Raw genomic sequence first — 25,019 nt, forward strand, 5'->3', positions numbered from 1 at the left:
AGTGTGAAATGGCGGATAAAGAACTTAAATTTTTGGTTGTGGATGACTTTTCCACCATGCGACGCATAGTGCGTAACCTGCTGAAAGAGCTGGGATTCAATAATGTTGAGGAAGCGGAAGATGGCGTCGACGCTCTCAATAAGTTGCAGGCAGGCGGTTATGGATTTGTTATCTCCGACTGGAACATGCCCAATATGGATGGCCTGGAATTGCTGAAAACAATTCGTGCGGATGGCGCGATGTCGGCATTGCCAGTGTTAATGGTGACTGCAGAAGCGAAGAAAGAGAACATCATTGCTGCGGCGCAAGCGGGGGCCAGTGGCTATGTGGTGAAGCCATTTACCGCCGCGACGCTGGAGGAAAAACTCAACAAAATCTTTGAGAAACTGGGCATGTGAGGATGCGACTATGATGCAACCATCAATCAAACCTGCTGACGAGCATTCAGCTGGCGATATCATTGCGCGCATCGGCAGCCTGACGCGTATGCTGCGCGACAGTTTGCGGGAACTGGGGCTGGATCAGGCCATTGCCGAAGCGGCGGAAGCCATCCCCGATGCGCGCGATCGTTTGTACTATGTTGTGCAGATGACCGCCCAGGCTGCGGAGCGGGCGCTGAACAGTGTTGAGGCGTCACAACCGCATCAGGATCAAATGGAGAAATCAGCAAAAGCGTTAACCCAACGTTGGGATGACTGGTTTGCCGATCCGATTGACCTTGCCGACGCCCGTGAACTGGTAACAGATACACGACAATTTCTGGCAGATGTACCCGCGCATACCAGCTTTACTAACGCGCAACTGCTGGAAATCATGATGGCGCAGGATTTTCAGGATCTCACCGGGCAGGTCATTAAGCGGATGATGGATGTCATTCAGGAGATCGAACGCCAGTTGCTGATGGTGCTGTTGGAAAACATCCCGGAACAGGAGTCGCGTCCAAAACGTGAAAACCAGAGTTTGCTTAATGGACCTCAGGTCGATACCAGCAAAGCCGGTGTGGTAGCCAGTCAGGATCAGGTGGACGATTTGTTGGATAGTCTTGGATTTTGATTTGTATTGCCTGATGTGGCGTGACCACGTCATATCAGGCGGTCTGATAAGGCGATGACGCCGCATCCGACAAACGCACACTATGCTTGATGTGTGGCAGCAAAAGCCCTAAATCCCGCCTGTTTTGCCCCTTACTCAAACCATTGAACGCTTTGCGCTCTGGCATCATTCACGCTTAATACTCTTTCCAGGATTGGCGACGTGTCTGACGAGAGCGACGACAAAACAGAAGCCCCCACACCTCACCGACTAGAAAAAGCGCGGGAAGAGGGGCAAATCCCGCGTTCCCGTGAACTGACCTCACTGCTGATTTTGCTGGTGGGCGTTAGTGTTATCTGGTTTGGCGGTGTGTCGCTGGCCCGTCGATTGTCGGGCATGCTCTCCGCTGGGCTGCATTTTGATCACAGTATTATCAATGACCCGAATCTGATCCTCGGGCAGATTATTCTGCTGATCAGAGAAGCCATGCTGGCGCTGCTGCCGCTGATTAGCGGCGTGGTGCTGGTGGCGCTCATTTCTCCGGTCATGCTGGGAGGGCTGGTATTTAGCGGCAAATCCTTGCAGCCGAAGTTTTCCAAACTCAACCCGCTACCGGACATTAAACGGATGTTCTCGGCTCAGACTGGCGCGGAGTTGCTTAAAGCAATTTTGAAAACCATCCTGGTTGGCAGCGTGACGGGGTTTTTTCTCTGGCATCACTGGCCGCAGATGATGCGCTTGATGGCCGAGTCTCCGATTACCGCCATGGGTAATGCGATGGATTTGGTAGGGCTATGCGCACTGCTGGTGGTGCTTGGTGTCATTCCAATGGTGGGATTTGACGTCTTTTTCCAAATATTCAGCCACCTGAAAAAGCTGCGTATGTCACGGCAGGATATTCGTGATGAGTTCAAACAAAGCGAAGGTGACCCTCATGTTAAAGGGCGGATCCGTCAGATGCAGCGAGCTGCTGCACGGCGTCGGATGATGGCCGATGTGCCGAAAGCGGATGTCATTGTCAATAACCCGACCCACTATTCGGTAGCGTTGCAGTATGACGAAAACAAAATGAGCGCACCGAAAGTGGTCGCTAAAGGTGCAGGGCTGGTCGCGCTGCGCATTCGTGAAATTGGCGCTGAAAATAACGTCCCGACGCTTGAAGCGCCGCCGCTGGCGCGAGCGCTGTATCGACATGCGGAGATTGGTCAACAAATCCCGGGTCAACTGTACGCCGCGGTGGCGGAAGTGCTGGCCTGGGTCTGGCAACTGAAACGCTGGCGTCTGGCTGGTGGACAGCGCCCTGTACAACCTACTCATCTTCCGGTGCCGGAAGCCCTGGATTTTATTAACGAGAAACCGACCCATGAGTAATCTGGCCGCGATGCTGCGCCTGCCCGCAAACCTGAAATCGACACAATGGCAGATCCTTGCCGGACCGATTTTGATCCTGTTGATCTTGTCGATGATGGTGCTGCCACTGCCCGCATTCATACTCGACCTGTTGTTTACCTTCAATATTGCCTTGTCGATCATGGTGTTGCTGGTGGCGATGTTTACCCAGCGCACGCTTGAGTTTGCTGCGTTTCCGACCATTCTGTTGTTTACCACGCTGTTGCGTCTGGCACTTAACGTGGCTTCAACCCGTATCATTTTAATGGAAGGGCATACCGGCGCGGCGGCGGCAGGGAAGGTGGTCGAAGCGTTCGGTCACTTCCTCGTTGGTGGCAATTTCGCTATCGGTATCGTGGTGTTTGTCATTCTCGTGATCATCAACTTTATGGTCATTACCAAAGGTGCCGGGCGTATCGCAGAAGTGGGTGCGCGCTTTGTTCTCGATGGTATGCCGGGTAAGCAGATGGCGATTGACGCCGACCTTAACGCCGGATTGATTGGTGAAGATGAGGCGAAAAAACGCCGCTCCGAAGTGACTCAGGAAGCCGATTTTTACGGCTCAATGGACGGGGCAAGTAAGTTTGTTCGCGGCGATGCCATCGCCGGGATCCTCATCATGGTCATTAACATTGTCGGCGGGTTGCTGGTCGGCGTGCTGCAACATGGCATGAGCATGGGACACGCGGCGGAAAGTTATACGCTATTGACCATTGGCGACGGTCTGGTGGCACAAATTCCGGCGCTGGTGATTTCTACCGCCGCGGGGGTCATCGTTACGCGTGTTAGCACCGATCAGGATGTTGGCGAGCAGATGGTGAATCAGCTTTTCAGTAACCCAAGCGTTATGTTGTTAAGCGCCGCCGTGCTCGGTTTACTCGGCCTGGTGCCTGGAATGCCGAACCTGGTATTTTTGCTGTTCACTGCCGGATTGCTCGGGCTGGCCTGGTGGATACGCGGACGCGAACAAAAAGCGCCTGCCGAACCCAAACCGGTAAAAATGGCAGAGAATAATACCGTTGTCGAAGCGACGTGGAACGATGTACAACTGGAAGATTCTCTGGGAATGGAAGTGGGTTATCGACTGATCCCGATGGTCGATTTCCAGCAGGATGGTGAGTTGTTGGGCCGTATACGCAGTATCCGCAAGAAATTTGCCCAGGAGATGGGATTTCTGCCGCCAGTGGTGCACATTCGCGACAATATGGATCTGCAACCTGCCCGCTATCGCATTTTGATGAAAGGCGTGGAGATTGGCAGTGGTGATGCTTATCCGGGGCGCTGGCTGGCGATTAACCCTGGAACCGCTGCCGGGACGTTACCTGGTGAGGCGACCGTCGATCCGGCATTTGGCCTGAATGCTATCTGGATTGAAAGTGCGCTAAAAGAACAGGCGCAGATTCAGGGGTACACAGTGGTTGAGGCCAGCACGGTGGTAGCAACGCATCTTAACCACCTCATTAGCCAGCATGCCGCAGAGCTGTTTGGTCGTCAGGAGGCGCAACAGCTGTTGGATCGCGTCGCCCAGGAGATGCCAAAGCTGACGGAAGATCTCGTTCCTGGCGTCGTCACGCTCACCACACTGCATAAAGTGCTGCAAAATCTCCTCGATGAAAAAGTACCGATTCGCGATATGCGCACCATTCTCGAAACGCTGGCGGAACATGCGCCCATCCAAAGCGATCCACATGAATTAACCGCCGTCGTGCGCGTGGCGTTGGGACGGGCGATTACCCAGCAGTGGTTTCCTGGCAAAGATGAAGTCCATGTTATTGGCCTCGATACACCGCTGGAACGTTTGTTACTACAGGCGCTGCAGGGCGGGGGAGGACTGGAGCCAGGGCTGGCGGATCGTTTACTGGCGCAAACTCAGGAAGCGCTATCCCGTCAGGAGATGCTGGGTGCGCCGCCAGTATTGTTGGTGAACCACGCGCTGCGACCATTATTGTCTCGCTTCCTGCGCCGCAGCTTGCCGCAGTTAGTGGTCCTGTCGAATCTGGAACTGTCTGATAACCGACATATCCGCATGACGGCGACAATTGGCGGCAAATAATGAGAACCTTATTAGCAATATTATTGTTTCCGCTGCTGGTGCAAGCCGCCGGGGAGGGGATGTGGCAGGCAAGTAGTGTAGGAATTACGCTAAATCATCGCGGTGAGTCGATGTCGTCTGCGCCTCTTTCTACGCGACAACCTGCTTCAGGATTGATGACGCTGGTAGCGTGGCGTTATCAGCTTATCGGCCCGACACCTTCAGGACTGCGGGTTCGCTTGTGTTCGCAATCTCGTTGTGTCGAATTAGAGGGGCAGAGCGGAACCACCGTGGCCTTTTCCGGTATAGCGGCAGCAGAACCGTTGCGATTTATCTGGGAAGTGCCAGGCGGTGGGCGGTTAATTCCACCGCTAAAGGTACAACGTAATGAAGTGATTGTGAATTATCGCTGAAGGACAAAAAAATTACGCGCTCGCGAGTATGTTTAATAACTCAGTGAAAAAGGCTCGATGTCTTGTTGCAATTATTTATCAGGAATAGCTTGCAACAAAACATGCCAAAAAGATGTGAATTATCCTCTTGTCAAAGGGCTTGGATAAAAATCTTCAGAGTTACGGTATAGCTGCAACTGGCGAGTTCGCGTATTGGTCTGTATGATCATACATGAGAGCCATTCTGATTCAGAATAAGGGTCACTTAAATCCTGAACGTCCTCATTTGAAAGGATTAATTCACATTCTTTGTCCCTAAAATCCAGCCAGGCTCGCTGTGATTTTTTAAGCAAGTTAAGTTGTTCGGTATCAGGTTTTTTTACACCTGTGCGTGGCACTTGTTCTATATAACGATAAGCTTCACCATAGGCTTTATTTAATTGCGCATCGACGAGATTGTATTCTTGTCGCAGGCATGATTTGATCACGTTAACGTCAGTATCATCATCTGAATTTTTTTGCCAACAATCTTTGATGGCTGAAATGTCATGGTCGTTTACTATAACCGTATCTTCTGCGTAAGCCTGGCAAGAGATAATGCCTAATGTTAATACAAGAAATTTAAACACTGCGGTATTCCTTAAATTCAACCGTTATCGTTTCCCTGGGGCCGGATATTACGCTTCTGGCCTCTTATCCAACAGTGAGAAAACAATGGCATGTCCATTTTCAGAATACATTTAGATGGCAATAAAAAAGCCTGATCGGCTAACCCTGATCAGGCTTCACTCTCACGAAAAATCGATTACATACGCTCTACAGTCTCAATACCCAGCGTATCCAGACCCAGCTTCAGCGTCTTCGCCGTCAGTTGTGCCAGTTTTAGACGGCTGTTACGCACTTCTTCGTTTTCTGCGCTGAGGATCGGGCAGTGCTCGTAGAAGCCAGAGAACAGACCGGCCAGATCGTACAGGTAAGCACACATTACATGCGGCGTGCCTTCACGGGCAACCACGGTGAGGGTTTCTTCAAACTGCAGCAGGCGAGCTGCCAGTTGCGCTTCACGATCTTCACGGATGATAACCGGAGCTGCAGCCAGTTGCTCTTCGTCAATTTCTGCTTTACGGAACACGGACAATACACGCGTGTATGCATACTGCATGTATGGCGCGGTATTACCCTCAAACGCCAGCATGTTGTCCCAGTCGAAGATGTAGTCCGTGGTGCGGTTTTTGGAGAGATCCGCATATTTCACCGCACCAATACCAACCGCGTTAGCCAGTTTTTCCAGCTCGTCGGCTGGCATATCCGGGTTCTTTTCTGCCACCAGACGGCGTGCACGTTCCAGGGCTTCATCCAGCAGATCGGCCAGTTTCACTGTACCACCCGCGCGGGTTTTGAACGGTTTGCCGTCTTTACCCAGCATCATGCCGAACATGTGGTGTTCCAGCGGTACGGATTCCGGTACATAGCCTGCTTTACGGACGATCGCCCATGCCTGCATCAGGTGTTGATGCTGACGGGAGTCGATGTAATACAGCACGCGATCGGCATGCAGTGTTTCATAACGATATTTCGCACAGGCGATATCAGTGGTGGTGTAGAGATAGCCGCCATCTTTCTTCTGAATGATCACGCCCATCGGTTCGCCTTCCTTGTTTTTAAACTCATCAAGGAATACGACGGTCGCCCCTTCGCTTTCTACTGCCAGACCTTTGGCTTTGAGATCCGCCACAATTCCTGGCAGCATCGGGTTGTAGAGGCTTTCGCCCATCACGTCATCACGGGTCAGCGTCACGTTGAGACGATCGTAGGTGATCTGGTTCTGCGTCATGGTGATGTCGACCAGTTTGCGCCACATCTCGCGGAAATATTCGTCACCGCTTTGCAGTTTTACCACGTAGTTACGTGCGCGCTCGGCGAACTCTTCATCTTCATCGTAATGCTTTTTCGCATCGCGGTAGAAACCTTCAAGGTCAGCCAGCTCCATTTCACCGGCGTTTTCCTGCTGCTGCTTTTCCAGCCATGCAATCAGCATACCGAACTGAGTGCCCCAGTCGCCGACGTGGTTTGCGCGAATCACTTTGTGACCGAGGAACTCCAGAGTACGCACTGCTGCGTCACCAATAATGGTAGAGCGCAGGTGACCGACATGCATCTCTTTCGCCACGTTTGGCGCAGAGTAGTCAACCACAATGGTCTGTTTTTCTGGCGTAGCAACACCGAGACGATCGGACGCCAGCGCCTGCTGAACATGTTCAGCCAGGAATGCCGGATCAAGGAAAATGTTGATAAAGCCTGGACCGGCGATCTCAACTTTGCTGGCGATACCGTTAAGATCCAGATGAGTCAGCACCTGCTCTGCTAATTGTCGCGGTGCCATACCCAGTTTTTTAGCAACTGCCATCATGCCGTTAGCCTGATAGTCGCCGAACTGAACTTTTGCTGACTGACGAACCTGCGGTTCGCAATCCGCAGGCGCGCCTGCCGCAATCATGGCCTGACGGACTTTTTCTGAGAGAAGAGCCTGAATATTCACCGGAATACCTTACATTGATGAAGCGAGCAAAAATTGCCCGCACCAGTTAAAGAAATTAGGGCGGGAGTATACTGCAAATGGCTGTTTTCGTCAGCAACGTGCGCGTGGCGTATTGCCGTTTTCACTATTGCATCAGAAGCGGCGTGAAATCAGCGGTTGGTTGGCACAGGGCAACAGGGTAAATTAACGCTTTTACTGAAAGACGAAGAGTGATTATGGCGAACTGGCAATCTATCGACGAGCTGCAGGATATTGCATCGGATTTACCGCGATTTATCCACGCATTAGATGAACTTTCCCGCCGTCTGGGGTTGAATATCACTCCGCTGACTGCCGATCACATTTCTTTGCGTTGCCATCAAAACGCCACTGCTGAACGCTGGCGTCGCGGGTTTGAACAGTGTGGCGAGCTTTTGTCAGAAAATATGATCAATGGCAGACCGATTTGTCTGTTTAAATTGCATGAACCGGTACAGGTTGCGCACTGGCAGTTTTCTATTGTGGAGCTACCGTGGCCCGGGGAAAAACGTTACCCACACGAAGGTTGGGAACATATTGAAATCGTTCTGCCGGGTGATCCAGAAACGCTGAATGCCCGTGCGCTGGCATTGCTTTCTGATGAAGGACTCAGCCTACCGGGGATCTCAGTGAAAACCAGTTCGCCAAAAGGTGAGCATGAGCGATTACCGAATCCGACGCTGGCGGTCACCGATGGCAAAACAACTATTAAGTTTCATCCGTGGTCCATTGAAGAGATCGTTGCCAGCGAGCAGTCGGCGTAATTAAGGAGTAAAAATGGCATTACTGGAAATTTGCTGTTACAGCATGGAATGTGCACTAACGGCGCAGCAAAACGGCGCAGACAGAGTTGAATTATGCGCAGCCCCAAAAGAGGGGGGCTTAACGCCGTCGTTGGGTGTACTGAAATCCGTGCGCCAGCGGGTGACGATCCCTGTGCATCCGATAATTCGCCCACGCGGTGGTGATTTTTGCTACAGCGACGGTGAGTTTGCCGCCATTCTTGAGGATGTGCGCACGGTCCGCGAATTAGGTTTTCCTGGACTGGTGACGGGCGTTCTCGATGTTGACGGGAATGTCGATATGCCACGAATGGAAAAAATAATGGCTGCTGCCGGTCCGCTGGCAGTGACTTTTCATCGCGCCTTCGATATGTGCGCTAACCCTTTATATACACTCAATAATCTTGCGGAATTGGGCATTGCCCGGGTACTGACATCAGGGCAAAAATCAGACGCACTGCAAGGTTTATCAAAAATTATGGAACTTATTGCCCATCGTGATGCTCCAATCATTATGGCCGGAGCAGGAGTCCGTGCAGAAAACCTGCACCACTTCCTCGATGCCGGAGTGCTGGAAGTCCATAGCTCCGCGGGAGCGTGGCAAGCCTCACCGATGCGTTATCGTAATCAAGGATTGTCCATGTCATCAGATGAACACGCGGACGAGTATTCGCGTTATATCGTAGACGGGGCGGCGGTTGCTGAAATGAAAGGAATCATTGAACGCCATCAGGCCAAATGATTTTTACCGTTGCATCATGTCGCCCAATATGATGCTTGCTCGTACCAGGCCCCTGCAATTTCAACAGGGGCCTTTTTTTATCCCTGAACAGTATAAAAAACGAACGATAACCGTGATCTGTTGAGCGGGTGACAGTGCGCATAGCGTTGTGCTAAAAATATTGTATATATTCACATTAATTATGGGATTTAAATTACTAAAACTGATAAATATATATTCTAAATAGCAACTGGGTTATTCCTTAGCAATTAATGATTACATTGTAATAAATCATATTCTTTATCGATTGTTTCAGGCAGTGTTGTGCCTAATTATGCAAGCGGTTAATTCGTTGTATATTTAATTATACAATGATTTCGGTGTCCAGTAATTTAATTAGAGGAATCTATGCGAGGGAAAAAACGCATTGGGTTATTGTTTTTGCTGATAGCGGTTGTGGTTGGTGGCGGCGGGTTATTGCTGGCGCAAAAAGCCTTACATAAAACGTCGGATACAGCATTTTGCCTTTCCTGCCACTCGATGAGTAAACCTTTTGAGGAATATCAGGGAACTGTCCACTTTTCGAACCAGAAAGGGATACGTGCGGAATGTGCCGATTGCCATATTCCAAAGTCAGGGATGGATTATTTATTTGCTAAATTAAAGGCATCTAAAGATATTTATCATGAATTTGTTAGCGGCAAAATAGACAGTGACGATAAGTTCGAAGCTCATCGCCAGGAAATGGCCGAAACAGTATGGAAAGAATTAAAAGCCACTGACTCTGCAACGTGCCGTAGTTGCCATTCTTTTGATGCCATGGATATTGCCTCGCAAAGTGAATCTGCGCAGAAAATGCATAACAAAGCACAAAAGGACAGCGAAACCTGTATCGATTGTCATAAAGGCATTGCCCATTTTCCGCCAGAAATAAAAATGGATGACAACGCGGCGCATGAGCTGGAAAGTCAGGCCGCTACTTCAGTTACTAATGGCGCACATATTTATCCTTTCAAAACTTCTCACATAGGCGAGCTGGCTACCGTGAATCCTGGAACCGATCTCACCGTCGTTGATGCCAGTGGCAAACAGCCGATCGTTCTGTTGCAGGGTTATCAAATGCAGGGCAGTGAAAACACGCTCTACCTGGCGGCAGGTCAACGGCTGGCGCTAGCCACATTAAGTGAAGAAGGTATCAAGGCGCTCACTGTAAACGGGGAATGGCAGGCTGACGAATACGGCAATCAATGGCGTCAGGCGTCTTTACAGGGTGCGCTTACCGATCCCGCATTAGCGGACCGTAAACCGCTATGGCAATACGCTGAAAAACTTGACGATACCTATTGCGCTGGTTGTCATGCCCCTATTGCCGCCGACCATTACACCGTCAATGCGTGGCCGTCCATTGCCAAAGGAATGGGGGCACGAACCAGCATGAGCGAAAACGAACTGGACATTTTAACGCGGTATTTCCAGTACAACGCCAAAGATATTACCGAGAAACAGTGATCCTCGTTGATCAGGGAGGAAGTTATGACATTAACAAGACGTGAATTTATTAAACACAGCGGTATTGCCGCTGGAGCGCTGGTGGTGACATCGGCAGCACCGCTCCCCGCATGGGCAGAAGAGAAGGGCGGTAAAATCCTCACCGCGGGACGTTGGGGAGCGATGAACGTAGAAGTGAAGGACGGCAAGATTGTTTCTTCAACAGGCGCGCTGGCGAAAACCATACCGAATTCCTTACAGTCTACGGCGGCGGATCAGGTACACACCACGGCGCGTATTCAGCATCCGATGGTGAGAAAAAGCTATCTCGATAATCCACTGCAACCGGCGAAAGGTCGTGGCGAAGATACCTATGTACAGGTGAGCTGGGAACAGGCATTAAAACTGATTCATGAGCAACATGATCGTATTCGTAAAGCTAACGGACCATCGGCCATTTTTGCCGGATCTTACGGCTGGCGCTCTTCTGGCGTGTTGCATAAAGCGCAAACCTTACTGCAACGTTATATGAACCTGGCGGGCGGTTATTCCGGGCATAGCGGCGATTATTCAACCGGGGCAGCACAGGTGATCATGCCGCATGTGGTCGGTTCTGTAGAGGTGTATGAACAGCAGACCTCCTGGCCGCTGATTCTGGAAAACAGCCAGGTTGTGGTGCTGTGGGGAATGAACCCGCTGAATACCTTAAAAATTGCCTGGAGCAGTACCGATGAGCAAGGGCTGGAATACTTCCATCAGCTGAAAAAATCTGGCAAACCAGTGATTGCCATTGATCCTATCCGCTCCGAAACCATCGAATTCTTTGACGATAATGCCACCTGGATCGCGCCGAATATGGGCACCGACGTGGCACTGATGTTAGGGATTGCGCATACCCTGATGACACAAGGCAAACACGATAAAGTGTTCCTTGAAAAATACACTACCGGGTATCCGCAGTTTGAAGAGTATCTGACAGGTAAGAGCGATAATACGCCGAAGAGCGCGGTCTGGGCGGCGGAAATTACTGGCGTACCGGAAGCGCAGATAGTCAAACTCGCTGAACTGATGGCGGCGAATCGCACAATGCTGATGGCAGGCTGGGGAATTCAGCGCCAGCAATATGGTGAACAGAAACACTGGATGCTGGTGACGCTGGCGGCGATGTTAGGGCAGATTGGTACACCGGGCGGCGGTTTTGGTTTCTCTTATCATTACTCCAACGGTGGCAACCCGACGCGTGTTGGCGGCGTGCTGCCGGAAATGTCTGCGGCGATTGCCGGACATGCCAGCGAGGCCGCTGATGATGGCGGAATGACGGCGATTCCTGTTGCCCGTATCGTCGATGCGCTGGAAAATCCTGGCGGCAAATATCAGCATAACGGTAAAGAACAAACGTATCCGAATATCAAAATGATCTGGTGGGCGGGTGGCGGTAACTTTACCCATCACCAGGATACTAATCGTCTGATTAAAGCATGGCAGAAACCGGAGATGATCGTCGTTTCTGAATGCTACTGGACCGCAGCAGCCAAACACGCAGATATCGTATTACCGATCACCACATCGTTTGAGCGCAATGACTTGACGATGACCGGTGATTACAGCAACCAGCATATTGTGCCGATGAAGCAGGCTGTTGCTCCGCAATTTGAAGCGCGTAACGATTTTGACGTGTTTGCCGATCTTGCGGAATTACTCAAACCTGGCGGAAAAGAGATCTATACCGAAGGTAAAGATGAAATGGCGTGGCTGAAATTTTTCTATGATGCCGCTCAGAAAGGTGCCCGTGCGCAACGCGTCACTATGCCAATGTTTAATGCCTTCTGGCAGCAAAATAAACTGATCGAAATGCGCCGCAGCGAGAAGAACGAACAGTACGTTCGTTATGGTGATTTCCGCGCCGATCCGGTGAAAAATGCGCTGGGTACGCCAAGCGGCAAAATTGAAATCTATTCAAAAACGTTGGAAAAATTTGGCTATAAGGATTGCCCGGCACACCCAACCTGGCTGGCTCCTGATGAATGGAAAGGTACCGCCGACGAGAAGCAGTTACAGCTTCTGACCGCACATCCGGCACACCGTTTACACAGTCAGCTTAACTATGCGGAACTGCGTAAAAAATATGCGATCGCCGATCGTGAACCAATCACTATTCACACCGAAGATGCTGCACGCTTTGGTATTGCGAATGGCGATCTGGTGCGTGTCTGGAACAAACGTGGTCAGATTTTGACAGGCGCGGTGGTGACTGACGGGATCAAAAAAGGCGTGGTATGCGTGCATGAAGGTGCATGGCCAGATCTGGAAAATGGCTTGTGTAAAAACGGCAGTGCGAACGTGTTAACGGCGGATATCCCCAGCTCGCAGCTGGCAAATGCCTGTGCCGGTAACTCAGCGTTGGTGTATATCGAAAAATATACGGGCAATGCACCGAAGTTAACGGCGTTTGATCAGCCAGCTGTTCAGGCGTAAGACGTGAATAGCGCCCGGAAACGGGCGCTGAGGTTATGCAAACGTAAAGCTGCCTGATGCGCTATGCTTATCAGGCCTACATAGTCCCTGCAATATATTGAATTAGCAAGGTTTTGTAGGCCGGATAAGGCGTTCACGCCGCATCCGGCAGTAATACCAGACCTTTACGGCTTGCGCGCAATCAGCACCGCGCGTTTAGGTGCCGGATAACCTTCCACCGTTTTACCCGGATCATGTGGGTCGAGGAAATCGGCCAGCGATTCGGTAACCATCCATTCGGTGCGTCGCTGCTCTTCTGTGGTGGTAACGCTCACATCCGCAATGCGGATATCTACAAAACCACACTTCTTCAGCCAGTTTTTCAGCGCCAGCGCGGAAGGGATGAAATAGACATTACGCATTTGCGCGTAACGATCGCCTGGTACCAGCACCGTGTTCTCATCACCATCAATAACCAGCGTTTCCAGCACCAGTTCACCTTCATTGACCAGTTGATCTTTCAACTGCCATAGATGCTCCAGCGGTGAACGGCGATGGTAAAGCACGCCCATCGAAAAGACGGTATCAAAGGCTTTCAGTGCCGGAAGTTGTTCAATACCTAACGGTAACAAATGCGCGCGCTGATCATTACCCAGTAGTTTACGCACCGCTTCAAACTGGCACAGAAACAGTTGCGTAGGGTCGATCCCCACCGCGAGGTGCGCGCCTGCGCCAATCATGCGCCACATGTGATAACCGCTGCCGCAGCCGACATCCAGAATGGTGCGTCCGGTTAAATCAGAAAGATGGGGCAGAACACGATCCCATTTCCAGTCGGAACGCCATTCGGTATCGATGTTGACGCCATACAGTGAGAACGGCCCTTTGCGCCACGGCATCAGGTTGCGCATCAGCGTTTCAATGCGTTTAATTTGCCCTGCGCTCAGTGGCTCTTCGCTTTCTGCCGTAACGCTATGCAATAAATCAAGACGATACGGTTTAATTTCAGGTAGAAACTCCACCGCATTTGACCACTGCTTAAACAACCCGTGCTGCTGCTCGCGCTGCCAGTTAGCAATCTGCGCGGGCAGCGTTTCGAGCCAGTGTGAAAGATGATTTTTGGCAATCAGAGAATAAAAGTTACCAAAGTCGATCATGCAGCGTCCTCTGCTTTTAATGCCACCAGTGAACCAAAGTTAAAGCACTGGAACCACAGCTCACTATGCTCAAAACCGGCGTTATGCAGGCGTGCTTTATGGGTTTCCACGGAATCGGTCAGCATCACGTTTTCCAGCATGCTGCGCTTCTGGCTGATCTCCAGTTCGCTGTAACCGTTGGCACGTTTAAAGTCGTGGTGCATGTTGAACAACAGTTCACCAACTTTGGCATCTTCGAAACTGAATTTTTCCGAAAGCACCAGCGCGCCGCCGGGGTTCAGCCCTTGATAAATTTTATCCAGTAACGCCTGGCGCTCGGAAGGTTCCAGGAATTGCAGGGTAAAATTCAGCACCACCATCGATGCGTTTTCAATGGCGATATCGCGAATATCACCTTCAATGACGTCTACTGGCGTAGGGGCTTTATAGGCGTCAATATGACGACGGCAGCGTTCAATCATCGCCGGGGAGTTGTCGATGGCAATAATTTTGCAATTATCATGATGAATGTTGCGACGCACCGAGAGCGTCGCCGCGCCCAGAGAACAACCCAGATCGTAAACCTGCGTACCAGGTTGAACGAAGCGCTCGGCTAACATACCAATCATGGAAATAATATTGGAATAGCCGGGAACGGAACGCTGGATCATATCCGGGAAGACTTCAGCTACCCGTTCATCAAAGGTCCAGTCGCCCAGTCTGGCGATAGGGGCAGAAAATAGCGTGTCGCGGTGAGACATAACGTAAAAATCCGGGAAAAAGAAAGTGGCGTATTGTGCGCTAACGCAGGGAGAAAACCAACTCCCAGGGCATATACCAAAGATTCGCCAGCACCATCAGCAACAGCGCACACCAGGTGGCGCTCATGCCGGAACGTCGCCAGCGAAACAGACGGTGATGAAAACCGTAATAATGCATCAGACGACCAGCAAGCAAAACGATGCCGCAAATATGCACCATCCAGGTTTCTGCGCCATTCATTTCCATAAACAGCATCAGCACAATCGCGATGGGAATATATTCCACCGCGTTACCATGAATGCGAATAGCGCTTTGCAGTTCGCTAAAACCACCGTCACCATAGGCAACGCGGTACTGCATTCGCAGGCGAACGACATCAAAAGAGAACTTCATTAATAACAACGCACTTAAAACGGCATACAGCGCGCTTACCATACAAACTCCCTTTAAAATGGCCGATGGCACTTGTCTATGATAGGTGGCAAATTCAGAAAAGAGAAGATTGCTGTGGAATAGCCGGAACTGCTCCGATCTCTGGAAGCGTTTTACGTAAGTCTTCCCACAGGGTATGTACCAGTTCCGGGGCCTGGGCAATATCTGGCGTATGTAAAAAAAGATAAGGCGTAGTGGTCTGATGCCACTGCGCTAATTTTTGTAACCAGACCTGAAATAATTCACGGTTTTGCGTCATATCATCACTACCGATAAAACGGATCAGCGGATTTGTCGCCGTCAGTACAGCATGTACCGGAACTTTAGGTTTTTTTCGTTGAGCGTCGCGAATAGCTTCACTGTGTGGACGTGCTGCATGAACCGGGCGGCTGTCTAAAATCACCCGATTAACGCCGCGCTGATGTAAACCGCGATTAAGCGTTTGTTCCTCTTCTCCTTTGGCGAAAAACTGTGGATGGCGGACTTCCACGCCATAATTAAATTCGCCAGGAAGAGAATCGAGAAAATGCCAAAGCGCAGGCAGCTCCCGTGGGCCGAATGTGGCAGGCAGTTGCAGCCAGTATTGCCCAATGCGCGGAGCCAACGGTGACATGCGGGTCAAAAATTCAGTCACTAAATCATCGCAATGCCGTAATGCTGCCTGATGCGAAATGGTCGCCGGAAACTTAAAACAGAAGCGGAAGTCATCTGTGGTCTGCTCACGCCAGCGCAGGACAACCTCGGGTTTCGGCAGGGCGTAAAGCGTGGTGTTGCCCTCCACGCAGTTAAAGTGGCGGGCATACTCTTCAAGGCTGGTGATCCCCAACCGCACCCATTTAGGATGCGACCATTGCGGTAGACCGATGTAAATCATAACGCGTTGAGGATCTCTTCCACGCTACGCACACGGGCGATGCGCGGGTAGATATGGTTGATACTGTTATTGTGCTGCTCGGCGCTGGCGGCACTACAGGCGTCTTCGGCAATCACCAGATTAAAGCCAAGTTCCCAGGCATTGCGGGCGGTGGATTCAACACCGATATTGGTCGAGATCCCACATAACACTATTGTATCGATACCTCGGCGGCGTAATTGCAACTCCAGATCCGTACCGTAAAACGCACCCCATTGACGTTTGATGATTTCGATATCGCTGTCGGTTGCACCTAATGCAGCAGGATGTTGCCACCAATTTTCGGGCAACACTTTAGCCGGTGAGGGCGCATCGACCGGCTGTTTTAATGCTTCAGCGTAATCGGCAGACCAGCCAACGCGCACCAGAAACACGGGCTGACCGCTGGCGCGAAATTTCGCCGCCAGCTTCCCGGCGCGATTAACTACCTCATCGGCAGTATGTGGACCACCGGCAAAAGGTAAGATGCCTTCTTGTAAATCGATCACCACCAGCGCAGTGGTTTTAGCATTAAGTTCAAGCATAATGACTCCTGAAAAAACAAAATCGTGCCTCACACCTTAATGCGATTAGCCGATGGCGGAACGACAAATTTTGTTAATTTTTATGAGTTCGGGCAACACCTTTATAGCAAACTGGCGTAGAGTCTGATTTCAGGCCCGATATAAAGTGGTAACGAGGCGTTCCAGCGCGGGCCAGGCTCTTACGGTGCGGCAGAATTTCCAGTATAATAGCCGCCTTTTTTCATTCAGTTGTGACATACAGCTAACGCTGCGACTTGGTCACCTGCGCAGCAGGGGGCATCCGCCGGCAGCTAAGTTAAGGGATATCTCATGCGTACAGAATATTGTGGACAGCTCCGTTTGTCCCACGTGGGGCAGCAGGTGACTCTGTGTGGTTGGGTCAACCGTCGTCGTGATCTTGGTAGCCTGATCTTCATCGATATGCGCGACCGCGAAGGTATCGTGCAGGTATTTTTCGATCCGGATCGTGCGGACGCGTTAAAGCTGGCCTCTGAACTGCGTAATGAGTTCTGCATTCAGGTCACGGGCACCGTACGTGCGCGTGACGAAAAAAATATTAACCGCGATATGGCGACCGGCGAAATCGAAGTGCTGGCGTCCTCGCTGACTATCATCAACCGCGCAGATGTTCTGCCGCTTGACTCTAACCACGTCAACACCGAAGAAGCGCGTCTGAAATACCGCTACCTCGACCTGCGTCGTCCGGAAATGGCTCAGCGCCTGAAAACCCGCGCTAAAATCACCAGCCTGGTGCGCCGTTTTATGGATGACCACGGCTTCCTCGACATCGAAACTCCGATGCTGACCAAAGCCACGCCGGAAGGCGCGCGTGACTACCTGGTGCCTTCTCGTGTGCACAAAGGTAAATTCTACGCACTGCCGCAATCCCCGCAGTTGTTCAAACAGCTGCTGATGATGTCCGGTTTTGACCGTTACTATCAGATCGTTAAATGCTTCCGTGACGAAGACCTGCGTGCTGACCGTCAGCCTGAATTTACTCAGATCGATGTGGAAACTTCTTTCATGACCGCGCCGCAAGTGCGTGAAGTGATGGAAGCGCTGGTGCGTCATCTGTGGCTGGAAGTGAAGGGTGTGGATCTGGGCGATTTCCCGGTAATGACCTTTGCGGAAGCAGAACGCCGTTATGGTTCTGATAAACCGGATCTGCGTAACCCGATGGAACTGACTGACGTTGCTGATCTGCTGAAATCTGTTGAGTTTGCTGTATTTGCAGGTCCGGCGAACGATCCGAAAGGTCGCGTAGCGGCTCTGCGCGTTCCGGGCGGCGCATCGCTGACCCGTAAGCAGATCGACGAATACGGTAACTTCGTTAAAATCTACGGCGCGAAAGGTCTGGCTTACATCAAAGTTAACGAACGCGCGAAAGGTCTGGAAGGTATCAACAGCCCGGTAGCGAAGTTCCTTAATGCAGAAATCATCGAAGACATCCTGGATCGTACTGCCGCGCAAGATGGCGATATGATTTTCTTCGGTGCCGACAACAAGAAAATTGTTGCCGACGCGATGGGTGCACTGCGCCTGAAAGTGGGTAAAGACCTTGGTCTGACCGACGAAAGCAAATGGGCACCGCTGTGGGTTATCGACTTCCCGATGTTTGAAGACGACGGTGAAGGCGGCCTGACGGCAATGCACCATCCGTTCACCTCACCGAAAGATATGACGGCTGCAGAACTGAAAGCTGCACCGGAAAATGCGGTGGCGAACGCTTACGATATGGTCATCAATGGTTACGAAGTGGGCGGTGGTTCAGTACGTATCCATAATGGTGATATGCAGCAGACGGTGTTTGGTATTCTGGGTATCAACGAAGAGGAACAGCGCGAGAAATTCGGCTTCCTGCTCGACGCTCTGAAATACGGTACTCCGCCGCACGCAGGTCTGGCATTCGGTCTTGACCGTCTGACCATGCTGCTGACCGGCACCGACAATATCCGTGACGTTATCGCCTTCCCGAAAACCACGGCGGCAGCGTGTCTGATGACTGAAGCACCGAGCTTTGCTAACCCGACTGCACTGGCTGAGCTGAGCATTCAGGTTGTGAAGAAGGCTGAGAATAACTGATATGACTCAAATACACGAAATCATTCGCGTTGCATCGAGGCGGCAACTGAGTGAACTCCCATGAGCATAGATAACTATGTGAATGGGATGAGCGAAGGCAGTCAACGAAGAGGCAGCGTGAAGGATAAAGTGTATAAGCGTCCCGTTTCGATCTTAGTGGTCATCTACGCACAAGATACGAAACGGGTGCTGATGTTGCAGCGGCGTGACGATCCCGATTTCTGGCAGTCGGTAACCGGCAGCGTGGAAGAGGGTGAAACCGCGCCGCAAGCTGCCATGCGCGAAGTAAAGGAAGAGGTCACCATTGATGTTGTCGCTGAACAACTGACCTTAATTGACTGTCAGCGCACGGTAGAGTTTGAAATTTTTTCACATTTACGTCATCGCTATGCGCCGGGCGTGACGCGTAATACGGAATCATGGTTCTGTCTTGCGCTTCCGCACGAGCGGCAGATCGTTTTCACTGAACATCTGGCTTACAAGTGGCTTGATGCGCCTGCTGCGGCGGCGCTCACTAAGTCCTGGAGCAACCGGCAGGCGATTGAACAGTTTGTAATTAACGCTGCCTGAACAGGCAGGGCTATCTGGAGATATTTTTATGGCAGGTCATAGTAAATGGGCCAACACCAGACATCGTAAAGCTGCGCAGGATGCTAAGCGCGGTAAAATCTTCACTAAAATCATTCGTGAGCTGGTAACCGCGGCTAAGCTGGGCGGTGGCGATCCGGACGCTAACCCGCGTCTGCGTGCAGCAATTGATAAAGCACTGTCTAACAACATGACCCGCGACACACTGAACCGCGCAATTGCACGTGGTGTGGGCGGTGATGATGATGCAAACATGGAAACCATCATCTACGAAGGTTACGGTCCTGGCGGCACGGCAATCATGATTGAATGTCTGTCTGACAACCGCAACCGTACCGTTGCTGAAGTGCGTCATGCATTCAGCAAATGTGGCGGTAACCTCGGTACTGATGGTTCCGTAGCTTATCTGTTCAGCAAAAAAGGCGTGATCTCCTTCGAGAAAGGCGATGAAGACACCATCATGGAAGCAGCACTGGAAGCAGGTGCTGAAGACGTTGTGACCTATGATGACGGCGCGATTGATGTCTACACTGCATGGGAAGAAATGGGTAAAGTGCGCGACGCTCTGGAAGCGGCAGGTCTGAAAGCAGACAGCGCGGAAGTTTCCATGATCCCGTCTACCAAAGCTGATATGGATGCAGAAACCGCACCGAAACTGATGCGTCTGATCGATATGCTGGAAGATTGCGACGACGTGCAGGAAGTTTACCATAACGGTGAAATCTCTGATGAGGTCGCAGCGACTCTCTGATGAGGCCTGCTAAACAGCAAAACGGAGACGCGTGATGGCTATTATTCTCGGCATTGATCCGGGTTCGCGCGTGACCGGCTACGGCGTCATCCGCCAGGTAGGTAGGCAACTGTCCTACCTGGGTAGCGGATGCATACGCACCAAAGTGGATGATTTACCGTCTCGTCTGAAACTCATCTATGCGGGCGTGACGGAAATCATCACCCAGTTCCAGCCTGATTATTTCGCCATTGAACAAGTCTTTATGGCAAAGAACGCTGACTCAGCCCTGAAACTGGGCCAGGCGCGCGGCGTGGCGATTGTGGCGGCGGTGAATCAGGAGTTGCCGGTATTTGAATATGCTGCACGTCAGGTGAAGCAAACGGTGGTGGGTATTGGTAGCGCCGAAAAAAGCCAGGTGCAGCATATGGTCCGCACCTTGCTGAAACTGCCCGCTAATCCACAGGCGGATGCCGCTGATGCGTTGGCGATTGCCATCACCCACTGCCACGTTAGTCAGAATGCGATGCAGATGAGCGAATCGCGGCTGAACCTGGCGAGAGGGCGACTGCGTTAAGTTATACCGCCTCGGTCAGTTCCGGCTGAGGCGTTTCCACTCCCTCCGCATGAATCAACACCAAACCCGGATGATGCCACAAACTGGCTGGCGTAACGGTTTTACGCTCCCACGGAATAGAACCCAGGAACCAGAATTTCCAGAAAGTGAGTTTTGCATTCGGATTGCTATTTAACAATTCTCCAAACGTCTCTATTTCACCCACCGGAATACATAGCGCCTCTTTATAAATATCAAAGACAAATTTTGAACAGAACTGGCGCGAAGATTCGTATTTAAAACCGGTGTGGTAAAGTTTGCGTAGCCGGGAGGGAACCTGTTCAACAATTCGTTGTTTTTGTTGTTCTGTCAGCCCAGCGTCTAATCGCTTTATAGCATAGCGTTGATTAGCAGAGCGTTTAATAAAACGGGATAGCGTAGTGATGGTTGAGAGGGGAACCCGGCTTTCTGCAACCAGGAAGTCTTCACCGTTATGACCGATAATGATCCCGACGTGATTACTCCAACAATTTGATGCAGCTGATATTTGACCAAATAAGGCAGCACCTATACATGTAAAGGCGATATCTCCAATTTCATATTCAGCAGGGTAATTAATATTCACGTTGTCATTCCATTGAAATAGATACGAATATACGTAATAGCATAAAAAATTTATTTTTTCAGGAGGCGCAATGTATATTTTTATTACGCATTTTTTCACTGAATATGTAATATTAAAATATTTGCTTCCAAAATAACCTGTAGAATAAATTATACTGTGCCATTTTTCAGATCATCGAGACACCTCGCAAGTTTTCTTCATCCTTCGCTGGATATCTATCCAGCATTTTTTTATCATACAGCATTATCTTTGATTCATTACGCAGGAGCGTCATGTGATAGGCAGACTCAGAGGCATCATCATTGAAAAACAACCCCCGCTGGTGTTAATTGAAGTGGGCGGCGTAGGCTATGAAGTGCATATGCCGATGACCTGTTTTTATGAACTCCCTGAAGCGGGACAGGAAGCGATCGTTTTCACCCACTTTGTGGTGCGTGAAGACGCGCAGCTGCTGTACGGTTTTAACAATAAACAAGAGCGCACGTTGTTCAAAGAGTTGATCAAAACCAACGGCGTCGGCCCGAAGTTGGCGCTGGCGATCCTCTCCGGAATGTCAGCGCAGCAGTTCGTTAATGCCGTTGAGCGTGAAGAAGTGGGGGCGCTGGTGAAACTGCCGGGTATTGGCAAAAAAACCGCCGAACGCTTGATTGTTGAAATGAAAGACCGATTTAAAGGTCTGCATGGCGATCTCTTTACGCCAGCCGCCGATCTGGTGCTCACGTCGCCTGCCAGCCCGGCAACCAACGATGCTGAACAGGAAGCGGTTGCTGCGCTGGTGGCGCTGGGCTATAAACCACAAGAAGCCAGCCGCATGGTGAGCAAAATCGCTCGCCCTGACGCCAGCAGTGAAACATTAATTCGCGAAGCCCTACGCGCCGCGTTATGAGGTAAAGGATGATTGAAGCAGACCGTCTGATTTCTGCCGGTACCACTTTGCCGGAAGATGTAGCAGATCGCGCCATTCGCCCTAAATTACTGGAAGAGTATGTTGGTCAGCCGCAGGTTCGTTCACAGATGGAGATTTTCATCAAAGCAGCGAAACTGCGCGGCGATGCCCTCGATCATTTGTTGATTTTTGGTCCTCCGGGGTTGGGTAAAACTACGCTTGCCAACATTGTCGCCAATGAAATGGGCGTTAAATTACGCACGACTTCTGGTCCGGTGCTGGAAAAGGCGGGCGATCTGGCAGCGATGCTCACTAACCTTGAACCGCATGACGTGCTGTTTATTGATGAGATCCACCGTCTATCGCCAGTTGTTGAAGAAGTGCTGTACCCGGCAATGGAAGACTACCAACTGGATATCATGATTGGTGAAGGTCCGGCGGCACGCTCCATTAAAATTGATTTGCCGCCGTTTACCCTGATTGGTGCAACCACGCGCGCAGGTTCGCTGACATCACCGTTGCGCGACCGTTTTGGGATTGTGCAACGTCTGGAGTTTTATCAGGTGCCGGATCTGCAATATATCGTCAGTCGCAGCGCACGCTTTATGGGGCTTGAGATGAGTGATGACGGGGCGCTGGAAGTTGCTCGTCGCGCTCGCGGTACGCCGCGCATTGCCAACCGTCTGCTGCGTCGAGTGCGTGATTTCGCCGAAGTGAAGCACGATGGCACCATCTCGGCAGATATCGCTGCTCAGGCGTTGGATATGTTGAATGTCGATGCTGAAGGTTTCGATTATATGGACCGCAAGTTATTGCTGGCGGTAATCGATAAGTTCTTTGGTGGGCCGGTAGGTCTGGATAACCTTGCGGCAGCCATTGGCGAAGAACGTGAAACCATTGAGGATGTGCTGGAACCTTATTTGATTCAGCAAGGCTTTTTGCAGCGTACACCGCGTGGGCGTATGGCGACGACGCGGGCGTGGAATCACTTTGGCATAACGCCGCCAGAAATGCCGTAAGTCGGATTGGTCGCTCGCACCGCATCCGAAATTGGCAGTGTGCCTGATGCGACGCTATTCGCGTCTTATCCGGCCTACCAGAGATAGCGAACCGTAGCTCGGATAAGGCGCTCGCGACGCATCCGACATTGGCAGTGTGCCTGATGCGACGCTATTCGCGTCTTATCCGGCCTACGAGAGATAGCGAACCGTAGGTCAGATAAGGCGCTCGCACCGCATCCGACATTGGCAGTGTGCCTGATGCGACGCTGTTCGCGTCTTATCAGGCCAGCCAGAGATAGCGAACCGTAGGTCGGATAAGGCGCTCGCGCCGCATCCGACAAATGTGTTCAGCGATAGATTAGCTGGCCTGCTTTTTCATCATACTGAGAATAAATAACAGTGCCGCACATAGCACCACCGACGGACCAGCCGGCGTATCGTAAAATGCGGAAAAGGTTAAACCGCCAGTCACTGCCACCATCCCCACCAAAACAGCGACACCAGCCATCTGTTCCGGCGTACGGGCAAAGCGACGCGCAGTAGCTGCAGGAATAATCAGCAACGAAGTAATAATCAACGCACCGACAAATTTCATCGCTACACCAATCGTCAATGCCGTCACCAGCATCAACAACAATTTCACGCGCTGTAATTTCACACCATCAACAAACGCCAGATCCGGGCTAATCGTCATCGACAGCAAATTGCGCCATTGCCAGAACAAAATAGCCACCACGATGACCACGCCAATGGCGATGGAGATGAGATCTTCCGGCGTCACTGCCAGCAAATCACCGAACAAGTAAGCCATCAAATCAACACGAATATTAGACATCAGACTAACGACCACCAGGCCCAGCGACAGGGCACTGTGCGCCATAATCCCTAATAACGTGTCGATCGCCAGCTGTGGACGCTTCTCCAGCCATACCAGACCGCCCGCCAGCAGCAGCGTAACGGCAATCACCGCATAGAATGGATTCACGTCCAGCAACAAACCAAACGCGACGCCAAGTAATGAGGCATGAGCCAGCGTATCACCGAAATAAGACATACGACGCCAGACTACAAACGAACCCAGCGGACCCGCGGCACAGGCGAGCATGATCCCGGCTAACCAACCGGGAAATAATAATTCAATCATGAGCGATCATTTCCCCGACGCAAAACAATTCGTCCCTGTAAATCGTGACGATGGTTATGATGATGGCGATAGATACCCAGTTGTTCAGCACCACGAGGACCAAACATTGAAATAAACTCCGGATGCAGGGAAACAACTTCCGGTGTGCCGGAACAACAAATGTGGTGATTCAGGCACAGCACTTCATCGGTTTTTGCCATCACCAGATGCAGATCGTGAGAAACCATTAAAACGCCACAATCCAGTTCACGACGCAGTTGGTCAATAAGGTCATATAACGCCACCTGGCCATTTACATCCACGCCTTGAGTGGGTTCATCCAGCACTAATAATTGCGGGCGATTTAACAATGCTCGCGCTAACAGTACACGCTGCGTTTCGCCACCAGAGAGCTTTTGCATCGGTGCGTTAATCAGGTGCCCGGCATGGACACGTTTCAGTGCAGGCAAAATATCTTCTTTATGTGTACCAGGGCGTAAGCGTAAAAAACGGTTTACGGTCAGTGGCAACGTGGTGTCGAGATACAGCTTCTGCGGTACATAGCCGATGCGCAGTTTTCCGTTGCGCTTGATAACCCCTTCATCGGGTGTTACCAGCCCGAGCACTACCCGTACCAGTGTCGACTTACCTGCGCCATTTGGCCCAAGTAAAGTCAAAATTTTTCCAGGTTTAAGTTCCAGCGACACATCAGAGAGGACGCGGCGTTGGCCAAAAGAAACCGAGACATTTTCCAGGGAAACCAGACTTGTCATGTTAATTTTAGTCTTGCAGTAGTCATGAAATGTTATAATAT

27 protein-coding genes are annotated in these 25,019 nt (G+C 51.1%); 17 read left to right on the top strand and 10 right to left on the bottom strand.

Features of this window, described 5'->3' with window-relative positions:
* Nucleotides 1-8 precede the first annotated feature (8 nt).
* The 5 genes from cheY (at nt 9) to flhe (ending at nt 4,866) form a co-directional block, all read left to right on the top strand.
* Nucleotides 9-398 (top strand): chemotaxis response regulator CheY, encoded by a 390-nt coding sequence (gene cheY, locus K0778_RS09965; RefSeq protein WP_000763867.1) that lies wholly within the window; start codon nt 9-11, stop codon nt 396-398.
* Nucleotides 399-408: 10 nt separating this feature from the next.
* On the top strand, nt 409-1,053 hold the full coding sequence (gene cheZ / locus K0778_RS09970) for a protein phosphatase CheZ (RefSeq protein WP_000983609.1): 645 nt from the start codon (nt 409-411) through the stop codon (nt 1,051-1,053).
* Nucleotides 1,054-1,254: 201 nt separating this feature from the next.
* A complete protein-coding gene (gene flhB, locus K0778_RS09975; protein ID WP_063084780.1) occupies nt 1,255-2,403 on the top strand; it encodes a flagellar biosynthesis protein FlhB in 1,149 nt (382 codons plus the stop codon).
* Nucleotides 2,396-4,474 (top strand): flagellar biosynthesis protein FlhA, encoded by a 2,079-nt coding sequence (gene flhA / locus K0778_RS09980; RefSeq protein WP_000066951.1) that lies wholly within the window; start codon nt 2,396-2,398, stop codon nt 4,472-4,474. The genes flhB and flhA overlap by 8 nt, the downstream gene beginning before the upstream one ends.
* On the top strand, nt 4,474-4,866 hold the full coding sequence (gene flhe, locus K0778_RS09985; protein ID WP_001259583.1) for a flagellar protein FlhE: 393 nt from the start codon (nt 4,474-4,476) through the stop codon (nt 4,864-4,866). Before flhA ends, flhe begins: the two co-directional genes overlap by 1 nt.
* Before the next feature lie 119 nt (nt 4,867-4,985).
* Here flhe and K0778_RS09990 read toward each other — a convergent pair whose 3' ends face one another.
* On the bottom strand, nt 4,986-5,474 hold the full coding sequence (locus K0778_RS09990; protein WP_001299676.1) for a lysozyme inhibitor LprI family protein: 489 nt from the start codon (nt 5,472-5,474) through the stop codon (nt 4,986-4,988).
* A 90-nt stretch (nt 5,475-5,564) separates the two neighbouring features.
* Between K0778_RS09990 and yecV the strand changes: the two genes are divergently transcribed.
* Nucleotides 5,565-5,609 (top strand): protein YecV, encoded by a 45-nt coding sequence (gene yecV, locus K0778_RS09995; protein ID WP_211180499.1) that lies wholly within the window; start codon nt 5,565-5,567, stop codon nt 5,607-5,609.
* A gap of 41 nt (nt 5,610-5,650) precedes the next feature.
* Here the strand turns inward: yecV and argS are convergent, their stop codons facing one another.
* On the bottom strand, nt 5,651-7,384 hold the full coding sequence (argS, locus tag K0778_RS10000) for an arginine--tRNA ligase (RefSeq protein WP_001025322.1): 1,734 nt from the start codon (nt 7,382-7,384) through the stop codon (nt 5,651-5,653).
* 215 nt (nt 7,385-7,599) lie between these two features.
* On the opposite strand from argS, the gene K0778_RS10005 reads away from it, so the two are divergent.
* The 4 genes from K0778_RS10005 (at nt 7,600) to torZ (ending at nt 12,868) form a co-directional block, all read left to right on the top strand.
* Nucleotides 7,600-8,166, top strand: a complete 567-nt coding sequence (locus tag K0778_RS10005) for a VOC family protein (RefSeq protein WP_001326725.1) — start codon at nt 7,600-7,602, stop codon at nt 8,164-8,166.
* A gap of 13 nt (nt 8,167-8,179) precedes the next feature.
* Entirely contained in the window at nt 8,180-8,926 is a 747-nt protein-coding gene (gene cutC / locus K0778_RS10010; RefSeq protein ID WP_001185741.1) for a copper homeostasis protein CutC, read from the top strand.
* Nucleotides 8,927-9,313: 387 nt separating this feature from the next.
* Nucleotides 9,314-10,414 carry a NapC/NirT family cytochrome c gene (locus K0778_RS10015; protein WP_001214290.1) on the top strand — a complete coding sequence of 367 codons (1,101 nt, stop codon included), beginning with the start codon at nt 9,314-9,316 and terminating at the stop codon, nt 10,412-10,414.
* Between the two features lie 24 nt (nt 10,415-10,438).
* A complete protein-coding gene (torZ, locus tag K0778_RS10020; protein ID WP_000176782.1) occupies nt 10,439-12,868 on the top strand; it encodes a trimethylamine N-oxide reductase TorZ in 2,430 nt (809 codons plus the stop codon).
* A 164-nt stretch (nt 12,869-13,032) separates the two neighbouring features.
* Here the strand turns inward: torZ and cmoB are convergent, their stop codons facing one another.
* The 5 genes from cmoB to K0778_RS10045 are packed head-to-tail and all read right to left on the bottom strand — an operon-like array spanning nt 13,033 to nt 16,614.
* A complete protein-coding gene (gene cmoB / locus K0778_RS10025) occupies nt 13,033-14,004 on the bottom strand; it encodes a tRNA 5-methoxyuridine(34)/uridine 5-oxyacetic acid(34) synthase CmoB (RefSeq protein ID WP_000564725.1) in 972 nt (323 codons plus the stop codon).
* Entirely contained in the window at nt 14,001-14,744 is a 744-nt protein-coding gene (cmoA, locus tag K0778_RS10030) for a carboxy-S-adenosyl-L-methionine synthase CmoA (RefSeq protein ID WP_000019590.1), read from the bottom strand. Before cmoA ends, cmoB begins: the two co-directional genes overlap by 4 nt.
* Before the next feature lie 40 nt (nt 14,745-14,784).
* Nucleotides 14,785-15,180: an MAPEG family protein gene (locus K0778_RS10035; RefSeq protein WP_000252980.1), complete on the bottom strand. Its 396-nt coding sequence runs from the start codon at nt 15,178-15,180 to the stop codon at nt 14,785-14,787.
* A gap of 52 nt (nt 15,181-15,232) precedes the next feature.
* A complete protein-coding gene (locus K0778_RS10040) occupies nt 15,233-16,051 on the bottom strand; it encodes a DUF72 domain-containing protein (RefSeq protein ID WP_000639274.1) in 819 nt (272 codons plus the stop codon).
* Nucleotides 16,048-16,614 carry a hydrolase gene (locus tag K0778_RS10045; protein WP_000891621.1) on the bottom strand — a complete coding sequence of 189 codons (567 nt, stop codon included), beginning with the start codon at nt 16,612-16,614 and terminating at the stop codon, nt 16,048-16,050. The genes K0778_RS10040 and K0778_RS10045 overlap by 4 nt, the downstream gene beginning before the upstream one ends.
* A gap of 309 nt (nt 16,615-16,923) precedes the next feature.
* On the opposite strand from K0778_RS10045, the gene aspS reads away from it, so the two are divergent.
* The 4 genes from aspS to ruvC all read left to right on the top strand — a co-directional run bounded on the left by aspS (nt 16,924) and on the right by ruvC (nt 20,591).
* Nucleotides 16,924-18,696, top strand: a complete 1,773-nt coding sequence (aspS, locus tag K0778_RS10050; RefSeq protein ID WP_001258678.1) for an aspartate--tRNA ligase — start codon at nt 16,924-16,926, stop codon at nt 18,694-18,696.
* Nucleotides 18,697-18,813: 117 nt separating this feature from the next.
* Complete coding sequence (gene nudB, locus K0778_RS10055; RefSeq protein WP_001300367.1) at nt 18,814-19,266, top strand: dihydroneopterin triphosphate diphosphatase; 453 nt, start codon at nt 18,814-18,816, stop codon at nt 19,264-19,266.
* Between the two features lie 28 nt (nt 19,267-19,294).
* Nucleotides 19,295-20,035 carry a YebC/PmpR family DNA-binding transcriptional regulator gene (locus tag K0778_RS10060; RefSeq protein ID WP_000907234.1) on the top strand — a complete coding sequence of 247 codons (741 nt, stop codon included), beginning with the start codon at nt 19,295-19,297 and terminating at the stop codon, nt 20,033-20,035.
* A 34-nt stretch (nt 20,036-20,069) separates the two neighbouring features.
* Nucleotides 20,070-20,591, top strand: coding sequence for a crossover junction endodeoxyribonuclease RuvC (ruvC, locus tag K0778_RS10065; protein WP_001295503.1), 522 nt, complete (start codon nt 20,070-20,072; stop codon nt 20,589-20,591).
* A 1-nt stretch (nt 20,592) separates the two neighbouring features.
* On the opposite strand, the gene K0778_RS10070 is transcribed toward ruvC, so the two are convergent.
* Entirely contained in the window at nt 20,593-21,195 is a 603-nt protein-coding gene (locus K0778_RS10070; RefSeq protein ID WP_001024904.1) for a YebB family permuted papain-like enzyme, read from the bottom strand.
* Nucleotides 21,196-21,265: 70 nt separating this feature from the next.
* Between K0778_RS10070 and yobI the strand changes: the two genes are divergently transcribed.
* The 3 genes from yobI (at nt 21,266) to ruvB (ending at nt 23,100) form a co-directional block, all read left to right on the top strand.
* A complete protein-coding gene (gene yobI, locus K0778_RS10075; protein WP_072094247.1) occupies nt 21,266-21,331 on the top strand; it encodes a stress response small protein YobI in 66 nt (21 codons plus the stop codon).
* Between the two features lie 138 nt (nt 21,332-21,469).
* A complete protein-coding gene (ruvA, locus tag K0778_RS10080; RefSeq protein WP_000580327.1) occupies nt 21,470-22,081 on the top strand; it encodes a Holliday junction branch migration protein RuvA in 612 nt (203 codons plus the stop codon).
* An 8-nt stretch (nt 22,082-22,089) separates the two neighbouring features.
* Nucleotides 22,090-23,100: a Holliday junction branch migration DNA helicase RuvB gene (ruvB, locus tag K0778_RS10085; protein ID WP_042111557.1), complete on the top strand. Its 1,011-nt coding sequence runs from the start codon at nt 22,090-22,092 to the stop codon at nt 23,098-23,100.
* 340 nt (nt 23,101-23,440) lie between these two features.
* Here ruvB and znuB read toward each other — a convergent pair whose 3' ends face one another.
* Complete coding sequence (znuB, locus tag K0778_RS10090) at nt 23,441-24,226, bottom strand: zinc ABC transporter permease subunit ZnuB (RefSeq protein ID WP_000571479.1); 786 nt, start codon at nt 24,224-24,226, stop codon at nt 23,441-23,443.
* Nucleotides 24,223-24,978: a zinc ABC transporter ATP-binding protein ZnuC gene (gene znuC / locus K0778_RS10095; protein WP_000202990.1), complete on the bottom strand. Its 756-nt coding sequence runs from the start codon at nt 24,976-24,978 to the stop codon at nt 24,223-24,225. The genes znuB and znuC overlap by 4 nt, the downstream gene beginning before the upstream one ends.
* Nucleotides 24,979-25,019 lie beyond the last annotated feature (41 nt).

The organism is Escherichia sp. XD33 (assembly GCF_019375075.1).
GTDB classification, from domain to species: domain Bacteria; phylum Pseudomonadota; class Gammaproteobacteria; order Enterobacterales; family Enterobacteriaceae; genus Enterobacter; species Enterobacter flexneri_A.

Bases quoted from the DNA above. Each gene is read 5' to 3' on its own strand.
- cheY (WP_000763867.1), top strand. From the start codon at position 9: ATGGCGGATAAAGAACTTAAATTTTTGGTTGTGGATGACTTTTCCACC.
- cheZ (WP_000983609.1), top strand. From the start codon at position 409: ATGATGCAACCATCAATCAAACCTGCTGACGAGCATTCAGCTGGCGAT.
- flhA (WP_000066951.1), top strand. From the start codon at position 2,396: ATGAGTAATCTGGCCGCGATGCTGCGCCTGCCCGCAAACCTGAAATCG.
- flhe (WP_001259583.1), top strand. From the start codon at position 4,474: ATGAGAACCTTATTAGCAATATTATTGTTTCCGCTGCTGGTGCAAGCC.
- K0778_RS10005 (WP_001326725.1), top strand. From the start codon at position 7,600: ATGGCGAACTGGCAATCTATCGACGAGCTGCAGGATATTGCATCGGAT.
- cutC (WP_001185741.1), top strand. From the start codon at position 8,180: ATGGCATTACTGGAAATTTGCTGTTACAGCATGGAATGTGCACTAACG.
- K0778_RS10015 (WP_001214290.1), top strand. From the start codon at position 9,314: ATGCGAGGGAAAAAACGCATTGGGTTATTGTTTTTGCTGATAGCGGTT.
- torZ (WP_000176782.1), top strand. From the start codon at position 10,439: ATGACATTAACAAGACGTGAATTTATTAAACACAGCGGTATTGCCGCT.
- cmoB (WP_000564725.1), bottom strand. From the start codon at position 14,004: ATGATCGACTTTGGTAACTTTTATTCTCTGATTGCCAAAAATCATCTT.
- cmoA (WP_000019590.1), bottom strand. From the start codon at position 14,744: ATGTCTCACCGCGACACGCTATTTTCTGCCCCTATCGCCAGACTGGGC.
- K0778_RS10035 (WP_000252980.1), bottom strand. From the start codon at position 15,180: ATGGTAAGCGCGCTGTATGCCGTTTTAAGTGCGTTGTTATTAATGAAG.
- K0778_RS10040 (WP_000639274.1), bottom strand. From the start codon at position 16,051: ATGATTTACATCGGTCTACCGCAATGGTCGCATCCTAAATGGGTGCGG.
- K0778_RS10045 (WP_000891621.1), bottom strand. From the start codon at position 16,614: ATGCTTGAACTTAATGCTAAAACCACTGCGCTGGTGGTGATCGATTTA.
- aspS (WP_001258678.1), top strand. From the start codon at position 16,924: ATGCGTACAGAATATTGTGGACAGCTCCGTTTGTCCCACGTGGGGCAG.
- K0778_RS10060 (WP_000907234.1), top strand. From the start codon at position 19,295: ATGGCAGGTCATAGTAAATGGGCCAACACCAGACATCGTAAAGCTGCG.
- ruvC (WP_001295503.1), top strand. From the start codon at position 20,070: ATGGCTATTATTCTCGGCATTGATCCGGGTTCGCGCGTGACCGGCTAC.
- ruvB (WP_042111557.1), top strand. From the start codon at position 22,090: ATGATTGAAGCAGACCGTCTGATTTCTGCCGGTACCACTTTGCCGGAA.
- znuB (WP_000571479.1), bottom strand. From the start codon at position 24,226: ATGATTGAATTATTATTTCCCGGTTGGTTAGCCGGGATCATGCTCGCC.
- znuC (WP_000202990.1), bottom strand. From the start codon at position 24,978: ATGACAAGTCTGGTTTCCCTGGAAAATGTCTCGGTTTCTTTTGGCCAA.